Source organism: Falsiroseomonas sp. E2-1-a20 (assembly GCF_051433195.1).
Lineage (GTDB): Bacteria > Pseudomonadota > Alphaproteobacteria > Acetobacterales > Acetobacteraceae > Falsiroseomonas.
On sequence record NZ_JBHMFT010000029.1, the window covers coordinates 1 to 22,038 of the forward strand.

At 69.0% G+C, this 22,038-nt stretch carries 17 protein-coding genes and 1 pseudogene; 12 read left to right on the forward strand and 6 right to left on the reverse strand.

The window, feature by feature from the left end; genetic code table 11:
• Positions 1–830: 830 nt before the first annotated feature.
• Positions 831–2,246, reverse strand: coding sequence for a phospholipase D-like domain-containing protein (locus tag ACFHPP_RS24195; RefSeq protein WP_437165806.1), 1,416 nt, complete (start codon positions 2,244–2,246; stop codon positions 831–833).
• Between the two features lie 358 nt (positions 2,247–2,604).
• Here ACFHPP_RS24195 and ACFHPP_RS24200 point away from each other — a divergent pair, with 358 nt between their 5' ends.
• Complete coding sequence (locus tag ACFHPP_RS24200; protein ID WP_437165807.1) at positions 2,605–3,912, forward strand: mechanosensitive ion channel family protein; 1,308 nt, start codon at positions 2,605–2,607, stop codon at positions 3,910–3,912.
• 187 nt (positions 3,913–4,099) lie between these two features.
• Here the strand turns inward: ACFHPP_RS24200 and ACFHPP_RS24205 are convergent.
• The 4 genes and pseudogenes from ACFHPP_RS24205 to ACFHPP_RS24220 all read right to left on the reverse strand — a co-directional run.
• Positions 4,100–4,291 (reverse strand): annotated as a pseudogene (locus tag ACFHPP_RS24205) (hypothetical protein); the annotation flags it as partial.
• Positions 4,281–5,338 (reverse strand): IS630 family transposase gene (locus ACFHPP_RS24210; protein WP_437165840.1). Its coding sequence is split into 2 segments (ribosomal slippage): positions 4,281–4,796 and positions 4,799–5,338, totalling 1,056 coding nucleotides; the frame shifts between segments, so codons are not numbered across the junction. The gene ACFHPP_RS24210 and the pseudogene ACFHPP_RS24205, both read right to left, overlap by 11 nt.
• Before the next feature lie 194 nt (positions 5,339–5,532).
• Positions 5,533–6,903 (reverse strand): sigma-54-dependent transcriptional regulator, encoded by a 1,371-nt coding sequence (locus ACFHPP_RS24215; RefSeq protein WP_437165808.1) that lies wholly within the window; start codon positions 6,901–6,903, stop codon positions 5,533–5,535.
• Positions 6,900–8,342, reverse strand: coding sequence for a sensor histidine kinase (locus ACFHPP_RS24220; RefSeq protein ID WP_437165809.1), 1,443 nt, complete (start codon positions 8,340–8,342; stop codon positions 6,900–6,902). Before ACFHPP_RS24220 ends, ACFHPP_RS24215 begins: the two co-directional genes overlap by 4 nt.
• Before the next feature lie 340 nt (positions 8,343–8,682).
• Between ACFHPP_RS24220 and ACFHPP_RS24225 the strand changes: the two genes are divergently transcribed.
• Both ACFHPP_RS24225 and ACFHPP_RS24230 read left to right on the forward strand, forming a co-directional pair.
• Positions 8,683–9,171, forward strand: coding sequence for a hypothetical protein (locus tag ACFHPP_RS24225; RefSeq protein ID WP_437165810.1), 489 nt, complete (start codon positions 8,683–8,685; stop codon positions 9,169–9,171).
• A 191-nt stretch (positions 9,172–9,362) separates the two neighbouring features.
• On the forward strand, positions 9,363–10,670 hold the full coding sequence (locus ACFHPP_RS24230) for a PRC-barrel domain-containing protein (RefSeq protein ID WP_437165811.1): 1,308 nt from the start codon (positions 9,363–9,365) through the stop codon (positions 10,668–10,670).
• A gap of 460 nt (positions 10,671–11,130) precedes the next feature.
• Here ACFHPP_RS24230 and ACFHPP_RS24235 read toward each other — a convergent pair whose 3' ends face one another.
• On the reverse strand, positions 11,131–11,964 hold the full coding sequence (locus ACFHPP_RS24235) for a DUF1206 domain-containing protein (protein ID WP_437165812.1): 834 nt from the start codon (positions 11,962–11,964) through the stop codon (positions 11,131–11,133).
• Between the two features lie 764 nt (positions 11,965–12,728).
• On the opposite strand from ACFHPP_RS24235, the gene ACFHPP_RS24240 reads away from it, so the two are divergent.
• The 9 genes from ACFHPP_RS24240 (at position 12,729) to copM (ending at position 22,016) form a co-directional block, all read left to right on the forward strand.
• Positions 12,729–14,426 carry an efflux RND transporter periplasmic adaptor subunit gene (locus ACFHPP_RS24240; RefSeq protein WP_437165813.1) on the forward strand — a complete coding sequence of 566 codons (1,698 nt, stop codon included), beginning with the start codon at positions 12,729–12,731 and terminating at the stop codon, positions 14,424–14,426.
• A 2-nt stretch (positions 14,427–14,428) separates the two neighbouring features.
• Positions 14,429–17,542: an efflux RND transporter permease subunit gene (locus ACFHPP_RS24245; RefSeq protein ID WP_437165814.1), complete on the forward strand. Its 3,114-nt coding sequence runs from the start codon at positions 14,429–14,431 to the stop codon at positions 17,540–17,542.
• A gap of 18 nt (positions 17,543–17,560) precedes the next feature.
• Positions 17,561–17,956, forward strand: coding sequence for a hypothetical protein (locus ACFHPP_RS24250; RefSeq protein ID WP_437165815.1), 396 nt, complete (start codon positions 17,561–17,563; stop codon positions 17,954–17,956).
• 10 nt (positions 17,957–17,966) lie between these two features.
• Positions 17,967–18,518, forward strand: coding sequence for a hypothetical protein (locus ACFHPP_RS24255; protein WP_437165816.1), 552 nt, complete (start codon positions 17,967–17,969; stop codon positions 18,516–18,518).
• Between the two features lie 4 nt (positions 18,519–18,522).
• On the forward strand, positions 18,523–19,266 hold the full coding sequence (locus ACFHPP_RS24260) for a response regulator transcription factor (RefSeq protein ID WP_437165817.1): 744 nt from the start codon (positions 18,523–18,525) through the stop codon (positions 19,264–19,266).
• 17 nt (positions 19,267–19,283) lie between these two features.
• Positions 19,284–20,612, forward strand: coding sequence for an ATP-binding protein (locus ACFHPP_RS24265; protein WP_437165818.1), 1,329 nt, complete (start codon positions 19,284–19,286; stop codon positions 20,610–20,612).
• 134 nt (positions 20,613–20,746) lie between these two features.
• Positions 20,747–21,079, forward strand: a complete 333-nt coding sequence (locus ACFHPP_RS24270; RefSeq protein WP_437165819.1) for a DUF411 domain-containing protein — start codon at positions 20,747–20,749, stop codon at positions 21,077–21,079.
• Between the two features lie 100 nt (positions 21,080–21,179).
• Entirely contained in the window at positions 21,180–21,383 is a 204-nt protein-coding gene (locus ACFHPP_RS24275; protein WP_437165820.1) for a heavy-metal-associated domain-containing protein, read from the forward strand.
• 93 nt (positions 21,384–21,476) lie between these two features.
• Complete coding sequence (gene copM, locus ACFHPP_RS24280) at positions 21,477–22,016, forward strand: CopM family metallochaperone (protein WP_437165821.1); 540 nt, start codon at positions 21,477–21,479, stop codon at positions 22,014–22,016.
• The last annotated feature ends 22 nt before the right edge of the window (positions 22,017–22,038 follow it).

The following is a 22,038-nucleotide window of genomic DNA, read 5'->3' on the forward strand; positions in this document are numbered from 1 at the left end:
GATGTTGACCATAATGCCGGCCCGAAGCTCCCTGCTCCGCACCGACCCAGCACATCTACCCACCGCGCCGGAAGACGGGCCTCGTCGCCGCGCTTACGAGCCTTCTGATCCTTATGGGATATCGTGGTCACCAGGTGGTCTGAATACTAGGCCACTGGCCTATTCCGGTGGGCCCCGTGCCGTCGCTGTTGGGACCGAATCAGCCTTGGTGGCTCAGGACGCCGGTGCTCCGGGATGACCAGCACGTTGAAGCGCCGCGATGTCGACTGGACAGACAAGGGCGTGGTCCGCGCACCCCACGGCCAACGTGCTGATCTCTGCCGCATGCGCGGAACTCAGGACGGGCAGGATCGAAGGTGCGGCCGTGGTCACTTTCGGGCGCATGGCGACGGCGGGTTGGCGGCCGGGCTGGACGGCCACGAGGGTTGCCAGGCGGTGCAGCCGGCCACCGGGTGATGACCGCGGCCTTGCCCAACTGGTGCCCAATCGGCTGCCCGGTAGGCCCAGAAACAACAACGGCCCCATCTGGTGGATCGTGCCGGAAACCGTTGATTTGCTTGGGGCCGACTGGCGCAGCGGTGGCAACCGCATTCCGACCTTCTCTGGGGGCTGTGAGACGCGTCTCGCCAGGTGCGTCGAATTTCTGCGCCCGTTCCGCTTACGTGCTGCACTACATCCACGCCGCGCGTGGCGACGGTGCGACGTCGCATGCCTGGGTCGGCAGGCGGGCGCGCTTAGCGTCCGATTCAGGTGAAGCGCGTCGCTGAGGCCGACCAAGGCTGAAGCGGTGCACCTGTTTCGGCGCAGCAATCTACCCCGTACGGACGAGTCTAGGCTTGCCAAAATGGCGCCTTCGATCTGGCACCTTTATGGTGCAGCCGATGCAAAAGGCCGCGCCCCGACATCGGCTCAAACAGCTCTTCAGACCCTTCCGGGTCGAGCACCTCGTTGTCAGCAAGCCACCTCTCGACGGATGTGAGATCTGGCGTCTCGTAGGGCCGTAGCGTTCGGCCGGTACCTCGCAACGCTTCGATCGTCGCGATGAGCGAGCCGCCTGCCGCAATCCGCTCAGAGATCTCTTGCCGACTCTTGTCCAGGTGTTCGGCGAGCAGTCCATCACGCACGTCCAGGATCGCTCCGCTGACGCCGGAGTTGCCGGGCTGTCCCGCATCGATCACGACATCGCATTCCGTGTCCAGCCGCAGAGAGCGGTTGTTCATGTTGGAGGAGCCGATCCGCAAAATTTGGTCGTCGATCACCAGCACCTTTGCATGAACGTAGATCGGCTGCCCGCCCATGGTCACCGGATGGTAGATGCGAAAGCGCTGGTGCGGATCATGATGGCGCAGCGCCTCCCGCAGCCGCGCCCGTGCGGTGTCCATGGCGATCGGCTCCAACCAGCCTTGAGCCGAGAGAGGGTTGATGAGCACAATCTCCGGCCCATCGGCCTCGGCCAGACGCCGAGCAATGGCCTCCGCGATGCGACGCGACGCGAAGTACTGGCTCTCGGCGTAGATGCACCGCCGGGCTTTGGCGATCAGGTCGAGATACAGCTGCTCGATCTCGTGAATCGCCTCGATCTCCGGCATTTTGGGAGATGTCCGGGCGATGCCGATGTCGATGTCCCGGAATTGCGCTGGCAGGCCAGTTGGCCAACAATCTGTCCGTGCCCTGACTGGCGCAAGATCGTCTCCGCTGGCCAGGCGCCAACGGTATCGCGCCAGTTCCCCAATTGCAGCTGCAATTGGCCCTTCGACAGCAGTTGTCGCGTCATGCCAGGGTTTGTAGGGCGTCCCGCCCGGGCGCCTCCGATACGGATCCTGGTCTCGATGGTCACGCGTGTCCCAGCGGTCGGTCGTCATGTCGATGCCGCCGCAGAAGGCCAGGCAATCATCGATCACGACGATCTTCTGGTGATGCGAGGCCCCTGGCGGATGTACGCTGTCCAGTCTTGCCGTGATGCGAGGATGTGCCTTCCAGCGCAACAACGTCAGGATCGTCGATCCCCGGAAGGCGAGCTTGAACGCACCGATATCCCAGCGGAGCAGATGGATCTCCAACTCGGGACGACGGCGGACCAGCCACAGGATGAAGTCTCCGAGGCGACGAGGAGAGTCGTGGGTATCCTCGTCCGGCGTGAGTTCGATGCGGGCGTTGAAATCCCAACCGATCAGCATGATGCGATGGTGAGCCGCAAGCATCGCGGTGCGTGCCGCACGAAAGTAGTCGGCGGCGTCGATGATCACCGAGGCTCGGCTGGCACGCTCGATCCTCCAGCAATTCGCGCCAGGTCGTAGCGTCGCCGTTGGGAATGCCGTGTCATGCGCCAGCCGCCCGGCTGGATCGCGCAGGGCGTCGTCACAGCGCGTGCCGGAAATTGGATGCGGTCGCCGTCCAGCGTTCTTCACCTGAGACCCCATTCGGTTGGCGTAGTGTCCAATGGATATGTGGCTTGTTCAGCAGCGCGAAGGTGTTCCGTCAGGTTGCAGGCGCATCCTCTGGCCGGTCCGATCGATTTCGCATGGGCATGCCGCAACCGCGCACGTGGCGCGTCGTTGCGCCCTGATGGTCAAAACAATCAGATCACGAATCCGCGCGGGGCCGATGACGATCGTCCTGCTGGTGTTTGCCTCGATCCTCGCACCCGCCCACGTCGCCCTGGCACAGGATGACGGCCGCGCCACCGTTCGTCTCGATGGCCGATCCCTGTTTCGGGTTGGTGCAGGTCAGGATCCCGGCGCCGCTGTGCGGGCGCGGCGGATCGAGACGCGGCTCGCCGGCCTTCTGCAGGACCCCGCCACGATCCGGCCCGCCGAGGTGCGGCCGCACCCGGAGGGGCTGAGCGTAGTGGTTGCGGGCGTACCCGTTGCCATCGTGCTGCCATCCGATGCCGAGGCGGCTGGGCTGGCGCCGGGCATTCTCGCGGAGCGCTGGGCGGCGGCGGTGGACGCCGCGCTGTCGCAGGCGGCGACCAGGCGCCTCTCGGCAGGTGCGCGTTTCCTGACGGAAATCCAGGTGAGCATCATCGGGGCCGCGGCGCGCCTGGGCGAGAGCGCCATCTTCGTCGTGCCGCGCGCGCTGGCTGCCGTGCTGGTCGTGGCCACGTTCTGGGCCATTGCGCGCCTGCTGCGCTTTGGCCTGCGCACGCTGTTCAGCCGCATTGTCGAGGACGTGACGGTCGAGAGCCTGGTCAAGCAGGTGGTCTACTACGCCGTCATTGGCCTGGGTCTGGTAATTGCTGCCGACGCCTTCGGCTTCTCGCCGGAGGCCGTGGTGACAGGCCTGGGCCTCACTGGTCTCGCGCTGGGCTTCGCGCTGCGGGACATCCTGTCCAACTTCGTCTCCGGCATCCTGTTGTTGTGGCTGCGACCGTTCAAGATCGGCGATCAGGTCCAGGTCGGCGATGCCGAGGGCACCGTGGAGCGGATCGAACTGCGCGCGACCCTCATCCGCGCCTATGACGGTCGTGTCGTTCTGGTGCCGAATGCGGAGGTCTTCACCTCCCGCATCGTGAACAACACCGCCGATCCGGTGCGACGGGGCAGCGTGTCCGTACCCCTCGGCTATGGCGACGATCTGCGGCAGGCGACCGCGGTGTTGGAGGCCGCGGCCCGAAGCGCGGAAGGTGTGCTGGCGGACCAGCCTGTTGCCGTGCGCGTTGCGGAACTCGGCACGGCGGAGATGGTGCTCGACGTCACCTTCTGGGCGGATTCGCGCCGTCGCGCCTTCGGCGAGACATCCTCGGCGGTTCGTGCCGCGAGCGTCGAGGCGCTGCGTCGGGCCGGGATCGGCTTGCCCAACCCGGATCTTCGCTTGCTGGCGCCGCAGGATGCCGAGGTGTGGGCATCGCTGCTCGGCCCGCCCCACGACAGGCCGCCGCAGCCAGGCGACGCGCTGCCGCCGGCCCGGTAGGCGCGGCAGGCCTGCGATGGCGTGGTGGCCGGCGCTGCCGCACATCATCCCGTGGCCTTCGCGGGCTTGGGTCGGCACGCCAGGCGTTGCGCCGGCTGCTCCGCCACGGCATGCATCGGACCGCCGCGCCGAGCGCCAGGGGAAGCGAGAGCGCCACGATCAGCGGTACGGCCAGGTTTCCGTTCAGCAGGTGCAGCACGGCAGTCATGACCGGCAGGTGGATCAGGTAGAGACTGAAGGAGACGCGCCCCAGCCAGAGCGAGACCTTGTGCTGCAGCCATAGGGTCGCCGCCCCGCGCTGCAGGGCGAGGACGATGAGAAGCGCCGAGCCCACGACGGAAACCATGTTGTATACCAGGTCTTGTTGATCAAAACCCATTTGCCCAGTCGCGCAGCCCGATGGACATGATGCGCCAGGGCTGATTGACGAGCCTGTTCCATGCGTCGCAACAGAGATCGACGATGGCTTGGTGCGACGGGAAGATCCGGTTGGAAAGCCAGTTGTCACGGATGAACTGCCAGACGTTTTCCATGACGTTGAGCTCGGGGCACTTCGGCGGCAGCGGCACCAAGGTGAGGTTCGGCGGTATCGGCAGCTTGCCCGACATATGCCAGCCCGCCTGGTCGAGCAGCAGCACTGCGTGTGCCCCCGGCGCCACCGCAGCGGCGATCTCGCGGAGATGCAAGGTCATCGCCGCCGTGTTGCAATGCGGCAGCACCAGCGCGGCGCCCTTACCCTCTTTGGGACAGACGGCACCGAAGATGTAGGTCGACGCCTTGCGCTGATCTTTTGGAGCGGCAGGCCGGGTGCCCTGCAACGCCCAACGGCGGGTGATCTTGTTCTTCTGCCCAACGCGGGCTTCGTCGGCGAACCACACCTCTATGGCGGCGGGCTCGGTGTTTTTCTCGCGCGCGACCGCCTCCAGCACGGATCCAAAACTTTTTTAAAATTCTCGATCGCACCCGTAGTCTGGGCATGGTGGCGCGGGCGGGCAGATAGCTTGCGGTAGCCCAGGGCACGCAACTCCCGGCTCAGCGTCGGCTTGGAAACCGAGACCCGGAACTCCTCCCAAAGCCACTGGCAAAGGTCGACCAAACGCCAGCGTACCACGCCATGCGCCGCTGGCATTGGACCGCTTTCGATCATCGCTGCCACGGCACTGCGATGCGCGTCGGTCAGTCGCGGCATTGCTCCCGGCGCCTTGCCGTCGATCAATCCCCCTGGGCTATCGGCATTAAAGCGCAGCACCCAGTCTCGGACGATCTGCAGCGTCACACCGCCAATCCTTGCCGCCTCCGTCCGCGTCGATCCGTCGTAGATCGCCGCCAGGGCCAGAAGGCGCCGGGCCTGCGTGGCAGTCTGCGCCTTCCGCGCCGCCGCGTGCAGCGCTACCGCGTCAAAATCACCCCGCAGCAAGATGGTCATGGCGAACCTCCAGCGTTCGCCATCTTGAATCAGGAACCTGCCGTGTTCGGGAACCCACAAATGAGTCAGCAGCAGGGAGACTTGGTAGTAGTCCGAGAAACGCATCGCCACCAGCACCGCAACCCCGATCAGGACGCGCGCCACGGGGTGCCGGACGTGCCGCGGACCTCTACCGGGCCCGGCGGCACGCCAGGTCAGCGAGCCGAGACACCGAGCCGACGCATCCGGTCCCACAGCGTCGTGCGCGAGACGCCCAGCGCGCCGGCCGCATCGCCGATCCGCCCGCCGCAGCGTGCCAGCACCCGCCGGATATGCGCCCGCTCCGCCGCATCACGCGCCTCGGCCAGCGAGAGCGGCTCCGTCTCCGTCGCGGTCTCGGCGACCTCACCCGGCGCATCCACCGCAGGAGAAGGCGCCGGTTCCGCCCGCGTGGCGCGTTCCGGGAAAAGGTCTGACGCACCAAGAGCCACGGCGTCCGCCAACAGGACGGCCCGCTCCACCCGGTTGCGCAACTCCCGCACATTGCCAGGCCAGGGATGCGCCAGGATGGCCGCCATACCAGCGTCGGAAAAGGTCCGCTCGGTCTTGGCGAAGCGACGCAGGAAGTGCCGTGCAAGATCCTGCAGGTCGTCGGGACGGGCGCGGAGTGGCGGCAGGGCGAGCGTGATGCCGGACAGCCGGAACCACAGATCCGCGCGGAACGCGCCCGCGGCCACGCGCGCCGGCAGGTCGGCATTGGTCGCGGCGACGATGCGCGCCTGCGTGTCCACCGGCGCGGATGCGCCGATCCGCAGGAAGCGGCGCTCCGCGATCAGCCGCAGCAGCCGCGCCTGCAAGGAAGCGGAAAGATCGCCGATCTCGTCCAGGAACAGGATTCCAGCGCCGGCGGACTCCACCAGGCCGGGCATGTCGTCGCCTCCGAACAGTGCTGCCTCCGCCGCGGCCGTCTCGGCGGGCAGGGCGGCGCAGTCGACCACCACGAAGGGCGCCGCGGCACGGGTGCCGGACAGGGCATGCAGCCGGCGCGCGGCGACCCCCTTGCCGACGCCGCTTTCGCCCGTCAGCAGCACCGGGGCCTCCACCGGCGCGACCCGTTCCAACTCCGCCTGGAAGGTCACCATGGGCGGGGAGCGCCATCCCGGCGGGTCCAGCACGGAAGCGAGGTCCGCGGCATCCACGCCTGCATCATCCTCGCTTGCGAAGGCGCGGAGCTTGTCGAGCACCCGCTGCACCGGGAACGGCTTGGCCAGGTAGTCATCCGCGCCGGCCCGCAGCAGCCGCACGGCCTGATCCAGGCCGCCGAAGGCCGTCATGACGACGACCGGTACGCCACCGATTTCCGGCATCAGACGGACCATCAGGGCCTCTCCGTCGCCATCCGGCAGCCGAATGTCGCACAGGACCAGGTGCGGGCGGTGGCGGCGCAGCAGCGCCTCCCCGGCCGCGGCGGTCTGCGCCCAATGTGTCGTCACGCCGGCCAGGCGCAGGCGCTGGACAAGAGCCTGGCCGAAGACGGGGTCGTCCTCGATCATGACCACGGTGGATCCGGCGAGGTCCCGCGTCATGCCGGCACCGCCTCGGCATCTGTCGGCAGGCCGGCCGGCGGCACGCGCAGCGCAACGCGGTTGCCCAGGCCCTTGCGCCCGGGTTCGACCGCGATGCGGGCGCGCAGACGGCGAGCGATGGTCGCCACCACCTCCAGGCCGAGGCCCGGGCTCGCCTCGTCGTGGGCCGGCCCTCCGGCCAGGCGTTGTCGCGCGGCCTCCGGAAGGCCCGGTCCCTCATCCTCCACCGCCAGCAGCAGCACGCCATCCGGCTCCACCGTCATCTCGAGCCCGACGCGCCCGCCCGGCGGCGTGGCGGCGACGGCATTCAGCAGAAGATTGAGCACCGCCTGGCGCAGCGGCGGTGCGTCCACGGGAAAAGCTTCCGGCAGCGCGGCAGTCCAGTCCAGACGAACCGCGTGCCGCGCCGCATCCGGCCCCACCAGAACCCGCAAATCCTCCAGGTCCGCGACCTGCAGGGGGCGTGGCGGTCCGTTGTCCCGATGCTGCGCGAGCGTGGAGGAGACGACGCGCTCGATCTGCCGGAGACCACGCTCGATCATCTCCAGCGCCTCGGCGCGTTCGGCCGGATCGTCGCCGGCGGCATGTGCTGATTCCACGGCGGTCAGCATGCCGGCGAGCGGGTTGCGAACCTCATGCGCGATGGTCGCGGCCAGGCGCCCGAGGACGGCCCCGCGCTCGCGCTCCGCCAGGCGCCGCATCAGACGCTCCCGCTCCTCGACATGGGCGACCATGGCGTTGAAGGCTGTGGCCAGCCGCGCCGCCTCGGTGCCCGGCGGCGGCAGGGCAGCGTTCGGGATCGGCGCGATCCGGCCGGCCCCGGCGCGATCCAGCGCGGAGGTGACGCCGAGCACCGGCCGCATCGCGTGCCGCGCGGCCAGTGCCGAAAGCGCGCCGCCCATCACGCCGACCGCCAGCCCGAAGGCCAGCATCGCGGCGCGAAGCTGCCGGCGACGCCGGGTGATGGCCGAGACGTCGAGCTTGGCGGCCAGGATGGCGACGACTTCACCGCCATCCTTCAGGGGGCGCTGGACCCAGACGGCCTCCTGTTCCGGCGAAACCTCCCACGCTTCATTCGGATTTCCGCGCAGGAAGGGAGCATCCCAGTCCGGCTCGGGACCGACCCCCGAGGCCGAGATCTGCCGGCGATCCGGCGTGCCCACCACGAGGCCGCGTTCCCGGATGCCCTCGTAGAATCCCGTTGCACGGTCCAGCGCTTCGTCCAGCGCCGTCCGGTCCCCGTTGCGGATGGCGGGCAGCACGGCCGCGGAGAGGCCATCGAGATAGACCCGACCAAGGCGCTCGGCCTCGAGGTCCATCCTGTTCCCGGCCAGACGCAGCGCGATCTGCGTGGTGCCTGTCACGAACAGGAATACGGCAGCCGCCGCCAGCAGAGGCACGCGGAGGGAAACCGGCAGGGATGGCCGTCGCAGGCGCATGAGGTCTGAAACCAATCGGTGTGATCCACAGCAACGCAGGAACCACGCCTTGGGTGCGCCTGTCCGCTCGATGAAGGCCGCAGGATGAAGCGGTTCAGATTTCCGAACATCGCGTCGTGGCATTTTAACATCAGGCGCGGGATCACGGACAAAAACGCCTGAGAATCCGATCTCATTCGTCAGGAGGAAGGCTGCTGAACGGCCGCATCGGAATTCTGTTCTTACCTCGCCTGGTGACGAGGATGCGCATCTGCTTTTGCCGCATTCCCGAATGCTTTCCGGGCACGGCACTGCCGTACCTTTCGACGCCTACACCCCCGCGATACGGAGGCAGACCCCCATGAAGAACATTCTTTCGACCACCGCGATCGCCGCGGCCCTTCTCCTCGGCGGCCACGGCTTCGCCAGCGCGCAGGGCTCGAACCCCAGCCAGTCGGGCAATGCCCGCGGCGGCATGCAGGCCCAGATGGGCGCCATGAGCTCGTCGATGAGCGAGGATCAGCTCAAGAGCCGGCTGCGGGAGCGTGGCTATACGGAGATCGAGGACGTTCGCCGCGATGGCCAGATGTTCCGCATCTCGCAGGCCCGCCGCTACGGCGAGACGGTCGACAACCTGCGCGTGGATGCCAGCACCGGGCGAGTCCAGAACGAGGACCGCCTGGGCGAAGACCAGATCAAGAACATGCTCGAGGAGCGCGGCTACTACGACGTCGAGGACATCGAGCGTGATGGCTTCACCTACACCGCCGATGCCAAGCAGCGGGTCGGCCTGCGGATCGACGGCCAGAGCGGCACGATCTCGCGTGAGCGGACGCGCGACAGCGACTGATCGAAAGCTGGATCACATCCGGCTGGGTGGGTGCCGCTGGCGCCCGCCCTTGGAGCGGACGACGGACGCCGCACGGGAATGGCCGCTGCCGAGCCGTTGCCAGGCCGGCCGATGCCGACCGAACCCTGTCCGCCCCACCAGCCAGCCGCAGCGTCGCCCCGCGATGGCTCCAGCAGAAGGACAACACGCCCATGAGGAACAACATGAACAGCCGCGAAATCCGCCCGATCCGGGCCAGCCTCCTGGCCACCGCCGCGGCCGCCACCTTCGCGATCGTCGCTGGGTCGGCCGCGCAGGCCCAGCAGTCGCCGCAGTCCGGTGCCGGGCAACAGCAGGCGCAGCAGTCAACAGGACAGCAGGGCGCGATGCAGCAGGCGGAGCAGCGGCTTCGCCAGGCGCACCAGCAGCTCGGCAACGCCAGCGGGCAGGCCCAGCCGCAGGTCGTGCAGCAGGCGCGGCAGGCGATCGATCAGCTGGGCCAGGCGCTGCAGCAGCGGCCGGCGGCGCAGCGGACGGGCGAGGAGAGCCGCACCCTCGACCAGCGCGTGACAGAGGCCCGGCAGGCGCTGCAGGGTGATGCCATCGAGGCGCCGCGGGCCCGGAGCGCCGTGGAGCGGGTCCTGGCGGCCCTGCCGGGCGCCCAGGGCGCCCAGGCCGGCCAGGCAAACCCCATCGCCGGATCGCAGGTGCAGGCCTCCTCGACGTTGGAGGTGACGCAGCCGCCGCCGCAGGTCAGCGTGCAGCAGGCCGAGCCGGAGATCACGGTGCTCGTGCCGCAGCCCGAGATCATCGTCCGCCAGCCGCCGCCGCAGATCACGGTGCGGATGCCGGAGCCGCGGGTCGGCGTCGAGCAGGCGCAGCCGCAGGTCCGGGTGTCCGAGGCCAACCCGCAGGTGCAGGCGACGCAGGGGCAGCCGCGCGTGCAGGTGGAGCAGGCGCAGCCGCGCGTCCGCGTGCAGCAGGCCGAGGGCGAGCCGCAGGTCCGCTTCGAGCGGACCGGTGAGCCGGTGATCCGAACCGAGCGCCAGGCGCAGGCCGCGCAGCAGCCCGCCGCGCAGCCGCAGCGTGCCGCGGCCGAGAACGCGGCACGTGACACGGATCGCCGCAACGCGACCACCGGAACCTCCTCGGCGCCGGCTCCGGCGCAGTCGGGGGGCGCCCAGCAGGCGGCTGGCATGCCGCTGTCCCGCGTCTCGAACCTGGTCGGCACCAACGTCGTCGGTACCAATGGCCGCGACGCCGGCGAGGTCGAGAACCTGCTGATCGACGGGAACGGCCAGGTGCGGGCTGCCGTGGTCGAGTGGGGCGGCTTCCTGGGCCTCGGCACCCGCGAGGCGGTCGTGCCGATCGAGCAGCTCCGGTTCGGTGCGGAAGGCGAGCGCGTGCGGATGGAGCTGACCCGCGAGCAGCTCGAGGCGCTGCCGCGCTACGAGGCCGGTCGCGTTGCCGATTATGGGCGCGAGCGGGGCTGGGGCGAGGGCGTGCGCCTGCAGCGCTGATGATCCTGGTGCGGGATGGCGAGCCTCGCCTCCCGCGCCGTCACCTCCGGCACGGGCGGCGCCCGTGCCACAACATCGCGAGGCAAGACGACATGATCAGCGGACTTCTCAAGCTTCTGGGCGGCGCGGCAGGACTCATCTTCCTGATCGGGCTGCTCGTGGTGATCGGCCTCTTCGCGCTCATCTTCTGAGGCGCGAGCATTGGCCTTCTTCGAAGCAGCGCGATTGGCCGGAGAAGGCGCTCGGCGTCGCTGGAGCCTGGAGCAACGGGTTGGCCACTCCAGACCGGGTTCATTCTCCGACCGGTGCGCGCGAGCTACAACGTCTTCGGATCGTAGCGGGACTTCGCTGACAACCCGCGCAACCAGGAAATGCCGTGCACCTCGCTGCACCCTTCGCCCAGGCGTCCCTGGGCTCGGCCCGTTGCGAATCCGTCCTACCCGGCCGGCCGATCAGAGCGTCAGGTCGTACGGGCCCTGGCGGCCGCGGCGATCTCGCTGGCCTCGGGCGTGGCGATCCGCCGGAAGCGGGCCTGGGCGAAGTTGAAGGCGCCGAACGCCGCGAGCCCGAGCGCGACCAGCGCGAACATCGCCCGGCCATAGGGCTGCTGCTGCAGCGCCTCAAGCGCGCCGCCCAGGCCGCGTGCCTCGCTCGGATCCGTCTGCCAGGCCGCGACGAGCAGGAAGCCGCCCACCACCAGGAACACCACAGCGCGCGCCGCGAAGCCGGCGCGGCCGAGCGGGATGACCCAGGATGCGGCCGGACCGCAGGCGAGGTGGCGTTGGAACGAGGCGGTCCAGGCCTTCACCGCCATACCCATCGCCGCGCCGATGATCGCGAGGCCCGCCGCGGCGACCAACCAACGGCCGAAGGGCTGGCCCAGCAACCAGCCGGTCCAGTCCTGCGCGGACTGCTCTTCATCGCCACCACGCCCCGTTGCGAAGATCAGGCCAAGGGCAAAGATGCCGAGGCTGACATAGGTGACGCTGGTCAGAGCTCGCCCCGCACGAACGGTGAGTGCCTTCGCCGAACGGCCCTCCCCGTCCGCGTCGAGCACGGCCTGGAGGGCGCGCCACAGCGCGAAGCCGAAGAGGCCAAGCGCAACGACGGCCAGCAGTACCTCGCCGAGCGGCTGTGCCATCAGGGCTTCGAGAGCCCCCTTCGACCCGGTGGCTTCGCCGCCCTTCCCGAAAGCCGCGAGCAGGGCAAGCCCGCCGACGACCAGGCTCACGGCGCCGCGCGCGGCATAGCCGAGCCTGGCAAGTTGCTCGAGGCGGTTGCGCGAGGCTGGCATGCCGCTGTTCCTTTCGTTCCCTTGTCGAAGTGTATGGAACGATGCGTCGAAGCCGGGGTTCCGACGCAAACGGGTCGGAGCGCGGGACAGAAGATGCGACCGGGCTTTCCGTGCAGCCCGATCAGCCCTCGATCGCCTGCAAATGAAGCCAGATGCCGGCCTTGCCGCGACTGGGTGAGAGTCTGTGATAGCCGCTCGGCGCAGACAGGGGGGTTTCCGCGCAGCCGCGATGACACAAGCAACTGTCTTGTGGCGGACCTGGCTTCAGGCGGATTTTGAGGGTCGGTTGTCGCGAAGGAGGGCGTTGGCGAGGACGAGGAGCTTTCGCATGACGGCGACGATGGCGACCTTCGGTTTCTGCCGGCGTTGCGGAGGCGGTCGCAGAAGGCGGCGAGGGCTGTATTGAGGCGTCCTGCGGCGGATGCCGCCATGTAGAGGGTGGCGCAGAGGACCGGCCCGACGCCAGGGATGGAGCGCAGGATCGTGGCCTTGCGAGCGAGGGTGGCGGAGGCGGCGATGGCGCGGGCGTCGAGGCGGTCGGCCTTGGCCAACTGCCCTTGGGCGCGAGCGAAGTGGCGCACCCGGCGCGGGTCGAGCAGGCGGACCGGCACGTCGTGGGCGAGGCATACGGCGATGACCGCGCGCTCGTACCCGCCCAGGGCTAGGCGCCTCCGCTGCAATGTTTTGTCATGATCGGGCAACGCCCACGACGTCCTGTGCCGCCAGATTGAGGCGGTGGTGGTTGGGACACAGGGGGCCTGCGGGTGCTGATTCGAGTTCTTCTGCTTGTCGCGCTGCTGGCAGCGCCCGGCCTCCGCCCTGCCTTCAGCCATGAAGGCCATTCCCATGGCGACGATCCCGCGCCGCCGGCGGCCGCCGCACCGCGCGGCGAGGCGCATTCCGAGCTGTTCGAGATCGTGGCGGTCTTGGGTCCGGACCGCCGGCTTTGGCTCTACCTCGACCGGCACGCGACCTCGGAGCCCATCGATGGTGCCACGGTGCAGGTCACCCTCGACGGCGAGGATCTCGGAACGGCTACGCGCGCCGGTGAGGCGACCTACGTCCTCGCCAACGCCGCCCTGGAACGACCGGGTCAACGGAACCTGCTCTTCACCATTACCGCTGGCGAGGACATGGACCTGCTGCCGGCGACGCTTGAAGTTCCTACTGCTGCCGGGGCTCTGACCGCAGCGCCCGTTTCATCGGAGTTGCTCTCGATGGCGTTGCGCGAGCCCTACCTCTGGGCGGCGGGGCTGCTGGTGCTGCTGTTCGGCGTTGCCATCGGCCGCGCCGCCGCGCCACGGCCATTGCCGCCGCTTGTCGTCGCCGAACCGCCAGCAATCGTCACGCGCCCCCACGTCTTGCCGTCCGGCGTGCCAATCCCGGAGCGTGTGGCTGCTGCGCCGGCCGTGCTGGCCCTGGCAGCGATCCTGCTCCTGCCCGCGATGTCCTGGGCGCAGCCCCTGGACGCACCGCGCCGCCAGCCGGATGGCAGCATCTTCGTGCCCAAGCCTTCCCAGCGCCTGTTCGGCCTGCGCACAGGCTCGGCAGATCTGGGCGCGGCCTCGGTCACCATCCACCTCACCGGACAGGTGGTGGCGGACCCCAACGCCTCCGGCCGCGTCCAGGCTTCCGAAGCGGGGCGCATCGAGCCACCCGAACGCGGCTTCCCGGCGCTGGGCCAGCGCGTCGCGCGCGGCGAGGTGCTCGGCTTCGTTGTGCCGATCATGGCCGCGCAGGATCGTGTCGGCGTACGCGCCAGCATCGCCGAGCTCGACGCCCTCATCGTGATCGGCGAGGCGCGGGTTCGCCGGCTGACCGCGCTGACCGGCACCGTCGCGGCACGCGAGATCAGCGATGCCCGCGCCGACCTCGAAGGCCTGCGTCAGCGCCGCGCCGCAAACCTGCCGGCGGTAATGGGGCGGGAGCCGATCGTGGCCCCCTCCGCTGGCCTGATCAGCGTGGTGCGCGTCGCCGCCGGCCAGGTGATCCAGGCGCAGGAACCGCTGTTCGAAATTGTCGATCCCGCCCGGCTCTGGGTCGAGGCCATCGCCTTCGACCCTGCCGCGGTGGCGGAGGTTTCGGCGGCATCCGGCATCACGGCCGGTGGCCAGGCGCTGAGGCTTGGCTTCGCGGGCCGCGGCATGACGCTCCGCCAGCAGGGTCTGCCCCTGCATTTCCGCATCGAGGGCGGCGCGCCCGGCCTGGCCGTCGGGCAGCCCGTGACCGTGCTGGTGGAGACGCCACGCCGCATGGCGGGCATCGTGCTGCCGGCCGAGGCCGTGGTGCGCAATCCCGAGGGCGGCCAGGTGGTCTATGAGATGCCGAGCGCCGAGCGCTTCCTGCCGCGGCCCGTCCGGGTCCAGCCTCTCGACGGCCAGCGCGTGCTGGTCACGGCCGGGTTGGAGCGCGGGGCGCGGGTAGTGACCAGCGGCGCCGGGCTGATCGCGCAGGTCCGCTAGCCGTGTTCAACATCCTCGTCACCGCCAGCCTGCGGAACCGGATCTTCGTCTTGATCGCGGCGGCGATCCTCGTCGTCTATGGCGCCTTCACGCTGCAGCGCCTGCCAGTGGATGTCTTTCCCGACCTCAACAAGCCGGTCATCACCCTGATGACCGAGGCCGAGGGTCTGGCGCCCGAGGAGGTGGAGCTCCTCGTCTCCTACCCGATCGAGACCGCGATGAACGGCATGCCGGGTGTGACGCGCGTGCGCTCCGTCTCCGGCGTCGGGCTGTCGATCGTGTTCGTCGAATTCGACTGGGGCACCGACATCTGGGTGAACCGCCAGCAGGTGGCGGAGCGCCTGTCGCTGGTGCGGGCGCAGCTGCCGGCGAATGTCGCGCCACAAATGGCGCCGATCTCCTCCATCATGGGGGAGATCATGCTGGTGGCGATGTCCACCGATGGGCGCGCCAGCCCGATGGAGTTGCGGGAGCTGGCAGACTGGGTGGTGCGGCCGCGGCTGCTGACCATTCCCGGCATATCTCAGGTGATCCCGATCGGCGGCGAAGTGCGGCAGTATCGCGTGACGCCCGATGTCGCGCGGATGCATGCACTGGACGTGACAGAGGCGCAGTTGGTGGCGGCCCTTCGGCAGTTCGGCGGGAACACCGGGGGCGGCTACGTGGATCAGGCTGGGCGGGAGTACCTGATCCGCAACATCGGACGCACCACGCGGCTGGACGATCTGGCCAATACGCCCGTGGCCGTGCGGGCGGGCCAGCCGATCCCGCTGCGCCAGGTCGCGACGGTGGATTACGCCGCGCGCCTCAAGCGGGGCGAAGCCGGCAGCATGGGCCGGCCCGCCGTAATCCTGTCGATCCAGAAGCAGCCCGCGGCCGACACGGTGGCACTGACGCGGCAGGTCGAGGCGGCCCTTGCAGAGTTGCAGCGCGCGATGCCGCCAGGCGTCACCGCCAACAACGTGCAATTCCGCCAGGCCGATTTCATCGCGGCTTCGATCGGCAATGTGGAGAAGGTACTGCTGGAGGCAGTGGCGGTGGTGGCCGTCGTGCTGTTCCTGTTCCTCCTGAACGGGCGGACCACCTTCATCTCGCTCACCGCAATTCCGCTGTCGGTGCTCATCACGGTCGTGGTGTTCCAGCTGCTCGGCCTGTCGATCAACACCATGACGCTGGGTGGCCTGGCCATCGCCATCGGCGAGCTGGTCGATGACGCGGTGGTGGATGTGGAGAACGTCTTCCGCCGCCTGCGGGAAAATCGCGCGCTGCCTGATCCGCAGCCCGCCATCATCGTGGTCGCCAAGGCGAGCCAGGAGGTCCGCTCGGGCATCGTCTATGCGACGATGATCGTGATCCTGGTCTTCGTGCCGCTGTTCGCCCTGACCGGCATCGAGGGCCGATTGTTCGCGCCGCTCGGCGTCGCCTATATCGTCTCGATCCTGGCGAGCCTCATCGTCTCCATCACCGTCACGCCGGTGCTCTGCTACTACCTGCTCCCACGCATGAAGCGGATGGACCACGGCGACAGCGCGCTGGTGCGCGTGCTCAAGCGCTGGAACGAGCGCGCGTTGCTCTGGGCTTTCGCCCGCGCGCGTCTTGTCTATCTGCTGGCGGGCGTTGGCGTTGCGGGCGCGCTAGCGACCGTGCCCTTCCTGCCGCGCTCCTTCCTGCCGCCCTTCAACGAGGGCACGCTGACCATCAGCCTGCAATTCCAGCCAGGTATCAGCCTGGCCGAAGCCAACCGGCTGGGACGGCAGGCGGAATTGCTGATCATGCAGGTGCCGGAGGTCCGCACGGTGGGCCGCCGCACCGGCCGTGCTGAACTCGATGAACACGCCGAAGGGGTGCATTCCTCGGAAATCGACGTCTCGCTCCACGCATCCCAACGCGGCAAGCAGGTGATCTCGGCCGATATCCGCGCGCGCCTCAGCGTGCTGCCCGGCAGCGCCAATGTCGGTCAGCCCATCGGGCACCGGCTGGACCACATGCTGTCCGGCGTGCGCGCCGAGATCGCGCTCAAGATCACCGGCGACGACCTGGATACCCTCCGCACCCTGGCCGAGGGCATGCAGCAACGCCTGGCTGCTATCCCCGGCCTGACCGACCTGCAGGTGGAACGCCAGGTGCGCGTGCCGCAGCTTCAGGTCGCGGTGAATCACGAACGCGCGGCGCTGTATGGCGTCTCGGCTGCGTCGGTGGCCGAGGCGCTGCAATCCCTGTCCGGTGGCCAGGTCGTCAGCCAGGTCGTGGACGGCGCGCGGCGCTTCGACGTTGTGCTGCGCCTCGGCGATGCCGACCGCACCGGCGCCGGACTTGCCGCCGTGATGATCGAGACGCCGGGCGGGCGCGTACCACTGTCGCTGCTCGCGGAACTGCGCGACACCGACGGCCCGAACCAGATCCTGCGGGAGAATGGCCGGCGGCGCATCGTCGTGCTTGCCAACACCGATGGCACCGACATGGCCGCCATCGTCGCGCGCATCCGCGCCGAGATGGAGGCGGCCACCTTGCCCCCCGGCTACTTCTTTACGCTGGAGGGGACCTTCCAGGCGCAGGAGGAGGCGGCACGGCTCATCGCCGGGCTCTCGCTGGTGTCCTTGGCCCTGATCTTCATGGTGCTCTACAGCCGCTACAAGTCGGCGGTACTGGCGCTGATCATCATGGGCAATGTGCCGCTGGCGCTGGTGGGCGCCATCGCGGCGCTGTGGATCGCCGGCCAGCCCCTCTCCGTCGCGTCGATGATCGGCTTCATCACCCTGGCCGGCATCGCAACGCGCAACGGCATCCTGAAGGTCAGCCACTATCTGAACCTCGCCCTGCTCGAAGGCGAGCGGTGGGGGCTGGCGCTGGTCATCCGCGGCAGCCTCGAACGCCTGACGCCGGTGCTGATGACCGCGCTTTCCGCCGGCTTTGCGCTCATCCCCCTGATGATCGGCGCGAGCGAGCCGGGCAAGGAGATCCTGCACCCCGTCGCCGTGACCATCTTCGGCGGACTGATCACCGCGACGCTGCTCGACACCTTCCTGACACCGCTGCTGTTCCATCGCTTCGGTCGCCCCGCCCTCGAACGCCTGCGCGTCGTGCAGCAGGAGCTGAAGGTGGCCGAGGCCTATTGATCCATGAGGACCCCCGACATGCCCCGGCGCCGCCTACTGCTCGCCAGCCTGACCCTCGCCCCCTTGGGCGCCCCCTTCGCCGCGCGCGCGCATGAGCCGCGGCGTGGCCCGAATGGCGGGCAGAAGGTGGATATCGGCACCAACCATGCCGAACTGCTGGCGGCCGGCAACACGCTGCGGCTGTTCCTGTTCGACGGCGCCGACCGGCCGATCCCGGCCACGGGAGCCACGGCGCAGGCCGTGATCCTTGCGGGCGGGCGCCAGGCCACCGTGGCACTCGCGCCCTCCGGCGATAACGTGCTGGCCGGCACCGGCGACTTCCTGGCCGCGCGCGGCATGCGCGCGGTTGTCACGCTGACGCTCCCCGGCCAACGTCCCATGCAGGCGCGCTTCACGCCCATGGACCAGGACTGAGGAGACCCCGATGCGCAGGATACTGATGGCCTTGGCCCTGCTCGTCGCGGGCCCGGTCTGGGCCAATACACCCTTGCCCTATGCCGGCATGACGGACCTCCCGATCCGCGCGCTGTCGGCCGAGCAGCAGGCCGATCTGCTGGCCGGGCGCGGCATGGGCTTGGCGTTGGCCGCGGAGCTCAACGGCTGGCCTGGGCCGGCCCACGTCGTCGAACTGGCTGGTGCGATGCAGCTCACGCCCGCGCAGCTCGTAGCGACGCATCGCCTCATGGCGGAGATGCAGGCCGCGGCGAGTGCGCTCGGCGCCCGCGTGATCGAGGAGGAGCGCGCCCTCGACACCGCCTTCCGCGACCGCAGGGTGACACCATCCGACCTTTCGGCGCGCACGGCCCGCATCGCGGCCCTGCAGGGCGAGATCCGGGACGTACATCTGCGCACGCATCTGGCACAGACGGCGCTCCTGAACGCGGAACAGATCGCCGCCTATTCTCGCCTGCGGGGCTATGCCGGCGGTACGCCGCAGCATGGTGGCCCGATGCCGGGCGGCCACCGGCATCATTGACGTGATGGCGCCCGACAGCCTGCCCCAGGAAGCCCACATTCTCGTCGTCGAGGATGACGGGGAGATGCGCACGCTGATCGCCAAGTTCCTGCGTCAGAACGGTTTTCGCGTCACTGGCGCGCGTGACGGCCGCGAGATGTGGGACGTGCTGGCCGGCGCGCCGGTCGATCTCGTGCTGCTCGATGTGATGTTGCCCGGCGTTTCCGGCCTCGATCTGTGCCGCGCGCTGCGTGCCAGGTCGGGCGTGCCGATCATCATGGTGACGGCGCGCGGCGAGGAAACCGATCGCGTCCTCGGGCTCGAACTCGGCGCCGACGACTACATTCCGAAGCCATTCGGGCGCGCCGAGTTGCTGGCCCGGGTGCGCGCGCTGCTGCGGCGCTCACGCGGCGAGGCGGGCGAGCCGATGGCGGGCCAGGCGGGCGAGCGCATCCTCTTCGCCGGCTGGAGCCTCGATACCCGGCGCCGCGAACTGAGTGCGCCCGACGGTACGGCGGTGGATCTCTCGGGCGGCGAGTACGACCTGCTGCTGGCCTTCTGCGAACATGCGCAGCGTGTGCTGAATCGCGACCAGCTACTCGATCTCGCCCGCAACCGCATGGCCTTCAACGGCACGGAACGCTCTGTTGATGTCATGGTCAGCCGGCTTCGGCGCAAGCTGGAGCCGACGGACGAGAGCCCGTCTATCATCAAGACGGTGCGCGGCGCTGGCTACATGCTGGTGCCTCCCGTGAAGCGCGGAGCATGAAGCAGCGCGGTCGCCTGATGCCGGACACGCTCGGCGGGCGGATCGTGCTCGTGCTGCTGGTCGGTCTGATGGCATTCCATCTCGGCAGCTTGTGGCTGCACCAGATCGGCACCGAAGCGGTACTTGGCACCACGCGGGAAGCGCAACTCGCAGAGCGCCTCGTGGCCGCCAAGCGCGCGGTCGCCGAACTGCCGACGGAGGAACGCGACCGAACCGCGCATGCGCTCTCCACCGTAAGCCTTGACATGCACTGGACCCGCGCGGCCACTGTGCAGCCGGTGCAGGCCAACAGCGCCCGTATCGAGGCGTTGCGCAGCCGGCTCGGCGAGCTGGTGCCGGAATTCGACATCACAGGCCTGCGGCTCGGCTATGGCGAGGATGGCGTGGCGGGTCACCAGCTGCTCGGCGCGCTGCCACTGCCGGATGGCAGCTGGCTCAACTTCTCCGCCGCCCTGTTCCGCCCCCCGGCGTCGGAACACGCGACGCTGCTCTCCACCACAGCGATGGGGGTCGGGATCCTGCTGCTCGGGCTGCTTGTGGTACGACTGATCGGCCGGCCCTTGCGGGCGCTTTCCGATGCGGCGGACCGCTTTGGAGGCCCGGGCCCCGTGGTGCCGGTGCCCGAGGAGGGTCCACGCGAGGTGCGCCACGCCGCGCATGCCTTCAACCGCATGCAGGGCCGCATCGACCGCCTGATCGCCGACCGCACCCAGGCCTTGGCTGCGGTCAGTCACGACCTGCGCACGCCCATCGCGCGGCTGCGGCTGCGCGCAGGCTTTGTCGAGGATGGCGAGGCCGCGCGCGCCATCGATGCCGACCTCGACGAGATGGAGGCGATGATCGATTCGACGCTGGCCTATCTGCGTGGTGAGACCGAGAGCGAGCCCCGCAAGCCGGCCGATGTCGTCGCGATGATCGAGACGCTATGCGACGCGGCCGCCGATGCGGGCGCGGACGTTGTCTACGCCGGGCCTTCGCAGGCCAAGTTGGTCTGCAGCCCGGTGACGCTGAAACGTGCCTTTTCGAATCTGATTGATAACGGCGTGAAATATGGGGGCTCCGCGCGTGTCAGCCTCGACGACCAGGGGCGTGACCTGCTGGTGCGGATCGAGGATGACGGGCCGGGCATTCCGGAGGCTGACATGCAGGCAGTGTTCGAGCCGTTCCGGCGCCTCGAGACGTCTCGCAATCGCGGCACGGGCGGGAGCGGGCTAGGCCTCACCATCGCGCGACGCGCCGTCGAACAGCACGGCGGCACGTTGCAGTTGAGCAACCGACCAGACGGCGGATTGCAGGCCTTGGTTCACCTGCCGAGGCCACAAAACGGAGGGAGCATATCGCGATGATGGTTCGACGAACTTTTCTGGTGGCAGGCCTTGCCGCACTGACTCTGCCCACAAGGGCCTGGGCGGGGGGACTTCCACGCCTGCAGGTCTGGCGGGACGAGAATTGTGGATGCTGTATCGGGTGGGTGGACCACATGCGGGCGGCCGGGTTTCCGATCGAAGACAATGTCGTGCGCTCGGTTGCGGCTGCGCGACGCGTGCTCGGCACGCCGCCTGATCTGCTGTCCTGCCATGCGGGCCTCGTCGGAGGCTATGCGCTTGAGGGTCATGTTCCGGCAGCGGCGGTGACCCGTCTCCTGGCGGAGCGACCTGCTGGAATCCGCGGGCTCGCGGTGCCGGGCATGCCGGTGGGCTCGCCGGGCATGGAAGTCCCTGGTCAGGCGCCTGACACCTATGACGTGTTGGCCTTCGATGCGCGGGGTGGTCGCTCGGTGTTCATGCGCTTCCGCGGCGGTACGCCGGTGTGAGGCCACCCTCCCGGCCAAAAGCGGCCGCGTGCGCCCTTGACCCTCCCATGGGGGCAATCACCACGTCGTCGGTGAGACGAGAACCCATGAGGAGGGCGTGATGCATCGCTTTCGGATCGCAAACATGAACTGCGGCGGCTGCGCGAAAGGCGTCACGGCGTCACTCCGCCAGGCCGATCCGCAGGCGGAGATCGACATCAAGCTGGACACGCGGGAAGCGGCCGTGACGTCGGCCGTTGACACCGCGCGCCTGGAGCACGTGCTGCGCGATGGCGGTTGGCAGGTCGAGCGAATCTCAGCCTGATCCCGCGCTGACATGCTTTGTCATGACGGCGTGACCCTTCCGACATGCTGGGGGGGGCAGTGTTGGCCAACTCGAACCATAGGAACCCAGCACATGACCCGCCTCGCTCGCTCACTCGCCCTTGCTGCCGGCCTCGCCGGTGTCTCCGCAGCAGGCCTCGCCATCGCCCAGGGCACCGCGCCGCAACCGCAGCCGGCGCAGCCCGGGCAGCCCGGCATGATGGGCCAGATGCCCGGCATGCAGCAGCACATGCAGCACATGCAGCACATGCAGCAGCGCATGATGCCTGGTGCGCAGACGCCGGGGAGTGGTGCAGCGCAGGCGCCGGCGGCGACTGACCCGCATCAGCACGGCGCCGCGGTCCCTGGAACTGCGGCGCAGTCTCCCTCGACCGTCGCCTTCATGGCCGCGAATGAGAAGATGCACCGCGACATGGCCATTACCTTCACCGGCGATGCGGACCGTGATTTCGCCGCCTCCATGATCCCGCACCATGAGGGCGCGATCGCAATGGCCCGGGTCCAGCTGGCGCATGGTCGGGACCAGGGGATGCGCAGCCTGGCCGAAGCCGTAATTCACGCGCAGGAGAGCGAGATCGCCTCCCTGCGCGCCTTCCTGGCACGGCCGCGGTGATGAGAGCGGCGGGTCCGCTCCG

Coding starts and splice junctions, on each gene's coding strand:
- ACFHPP_RS24260 (WP_437165817.1), top strand. CDS start 18,523: ATGGCGCCCGACAGCCTGCCCCAGGAAGCCCACATTCTCGTCGTCGAG.
- copM (WP_437165821.1), top strand. CDS start 21,477: ATGACCCGCCTCGCTCGCTCACTCGCCCTTGCTGCCGGCCTCGCCGGT.
- ACFHPP_RS24230 (WP_437165811.1), top strand. CDS start 9,363: ATGAGGAACAACATGAACAGCCGCGAAATCCGCCCGATCCGGGCCAGC.
- ACFHPP_RS24250 (WP_437165815.1), top strand. CDS start 17,561: ATGCCCCGGCGCCGCCTACTGCTCGCCAGCCTGACCCTCGCCCCCTTG.
- ACFHPP_RS24275 (WP_437165820.1), top strand. CDS start 21,180: ATGCATCGCTTTCGGATCGCAAACATGAACTGCGGCGGCTGCGCGAAA.
- ACFHPP_RS24220 (WP_437165809.1), bottom strand. CDS start 8,342: ATGCGCCTGCGACGGCCATCCCTGCCGGTTTCCCTCCGCGTGCCTCTG.
- ACFHPP_RS24225 (WP_437165810.1), top strand. CDS start 8,683: ATGAAGAACATTCTTTCGACCACCGCGATCGCCGCGGCCCTTCTCCTC.
- ACFHPP_RS24265 (WP_437165818.1), top strand. CDS start 19,284: ATGCCGGACACGCTCGGCGGGCGGATCGTGCTCGTGCTGCTGGTCGGT.
- ACFHPP_RS24215 (WP_437165808.1), bottom strand. CDS start 6,903: ATGACGCGGGACCTCGCCGGATCCACCGTGGTCATGATCGAGGACGAC.
- ACFHPP_RS24270 (WP_437165819.1), top strand. CDS start 20,747: ATGCGGGCGGCCGGGTTTCCGATCGAAGACAATGTCGTGCGCTCGGTT.
- ACFHPP_RS24200 (WP_437165807.1), top strand. CDS start 2,605: ATGACGATCGTCCTGCTGGTGTTTGCCTCGATCCTCGCACCCGCCCAC.
- ACFHPP_RS24255 (WP_437165816.1), top strand. CDS start 17,967: ATGCGCAGGATACTGATGGCCTTGGCCCTGCTCGTCGCGGGCCCGGTC.
- ACFHPP_RS24235 (WP_437165812.1), bottom strand. CDS start 11,964: ATGCCAGCCTCGCGCAACCGCCTCGAGCAACTTGCCAGGCTCGGCTAT.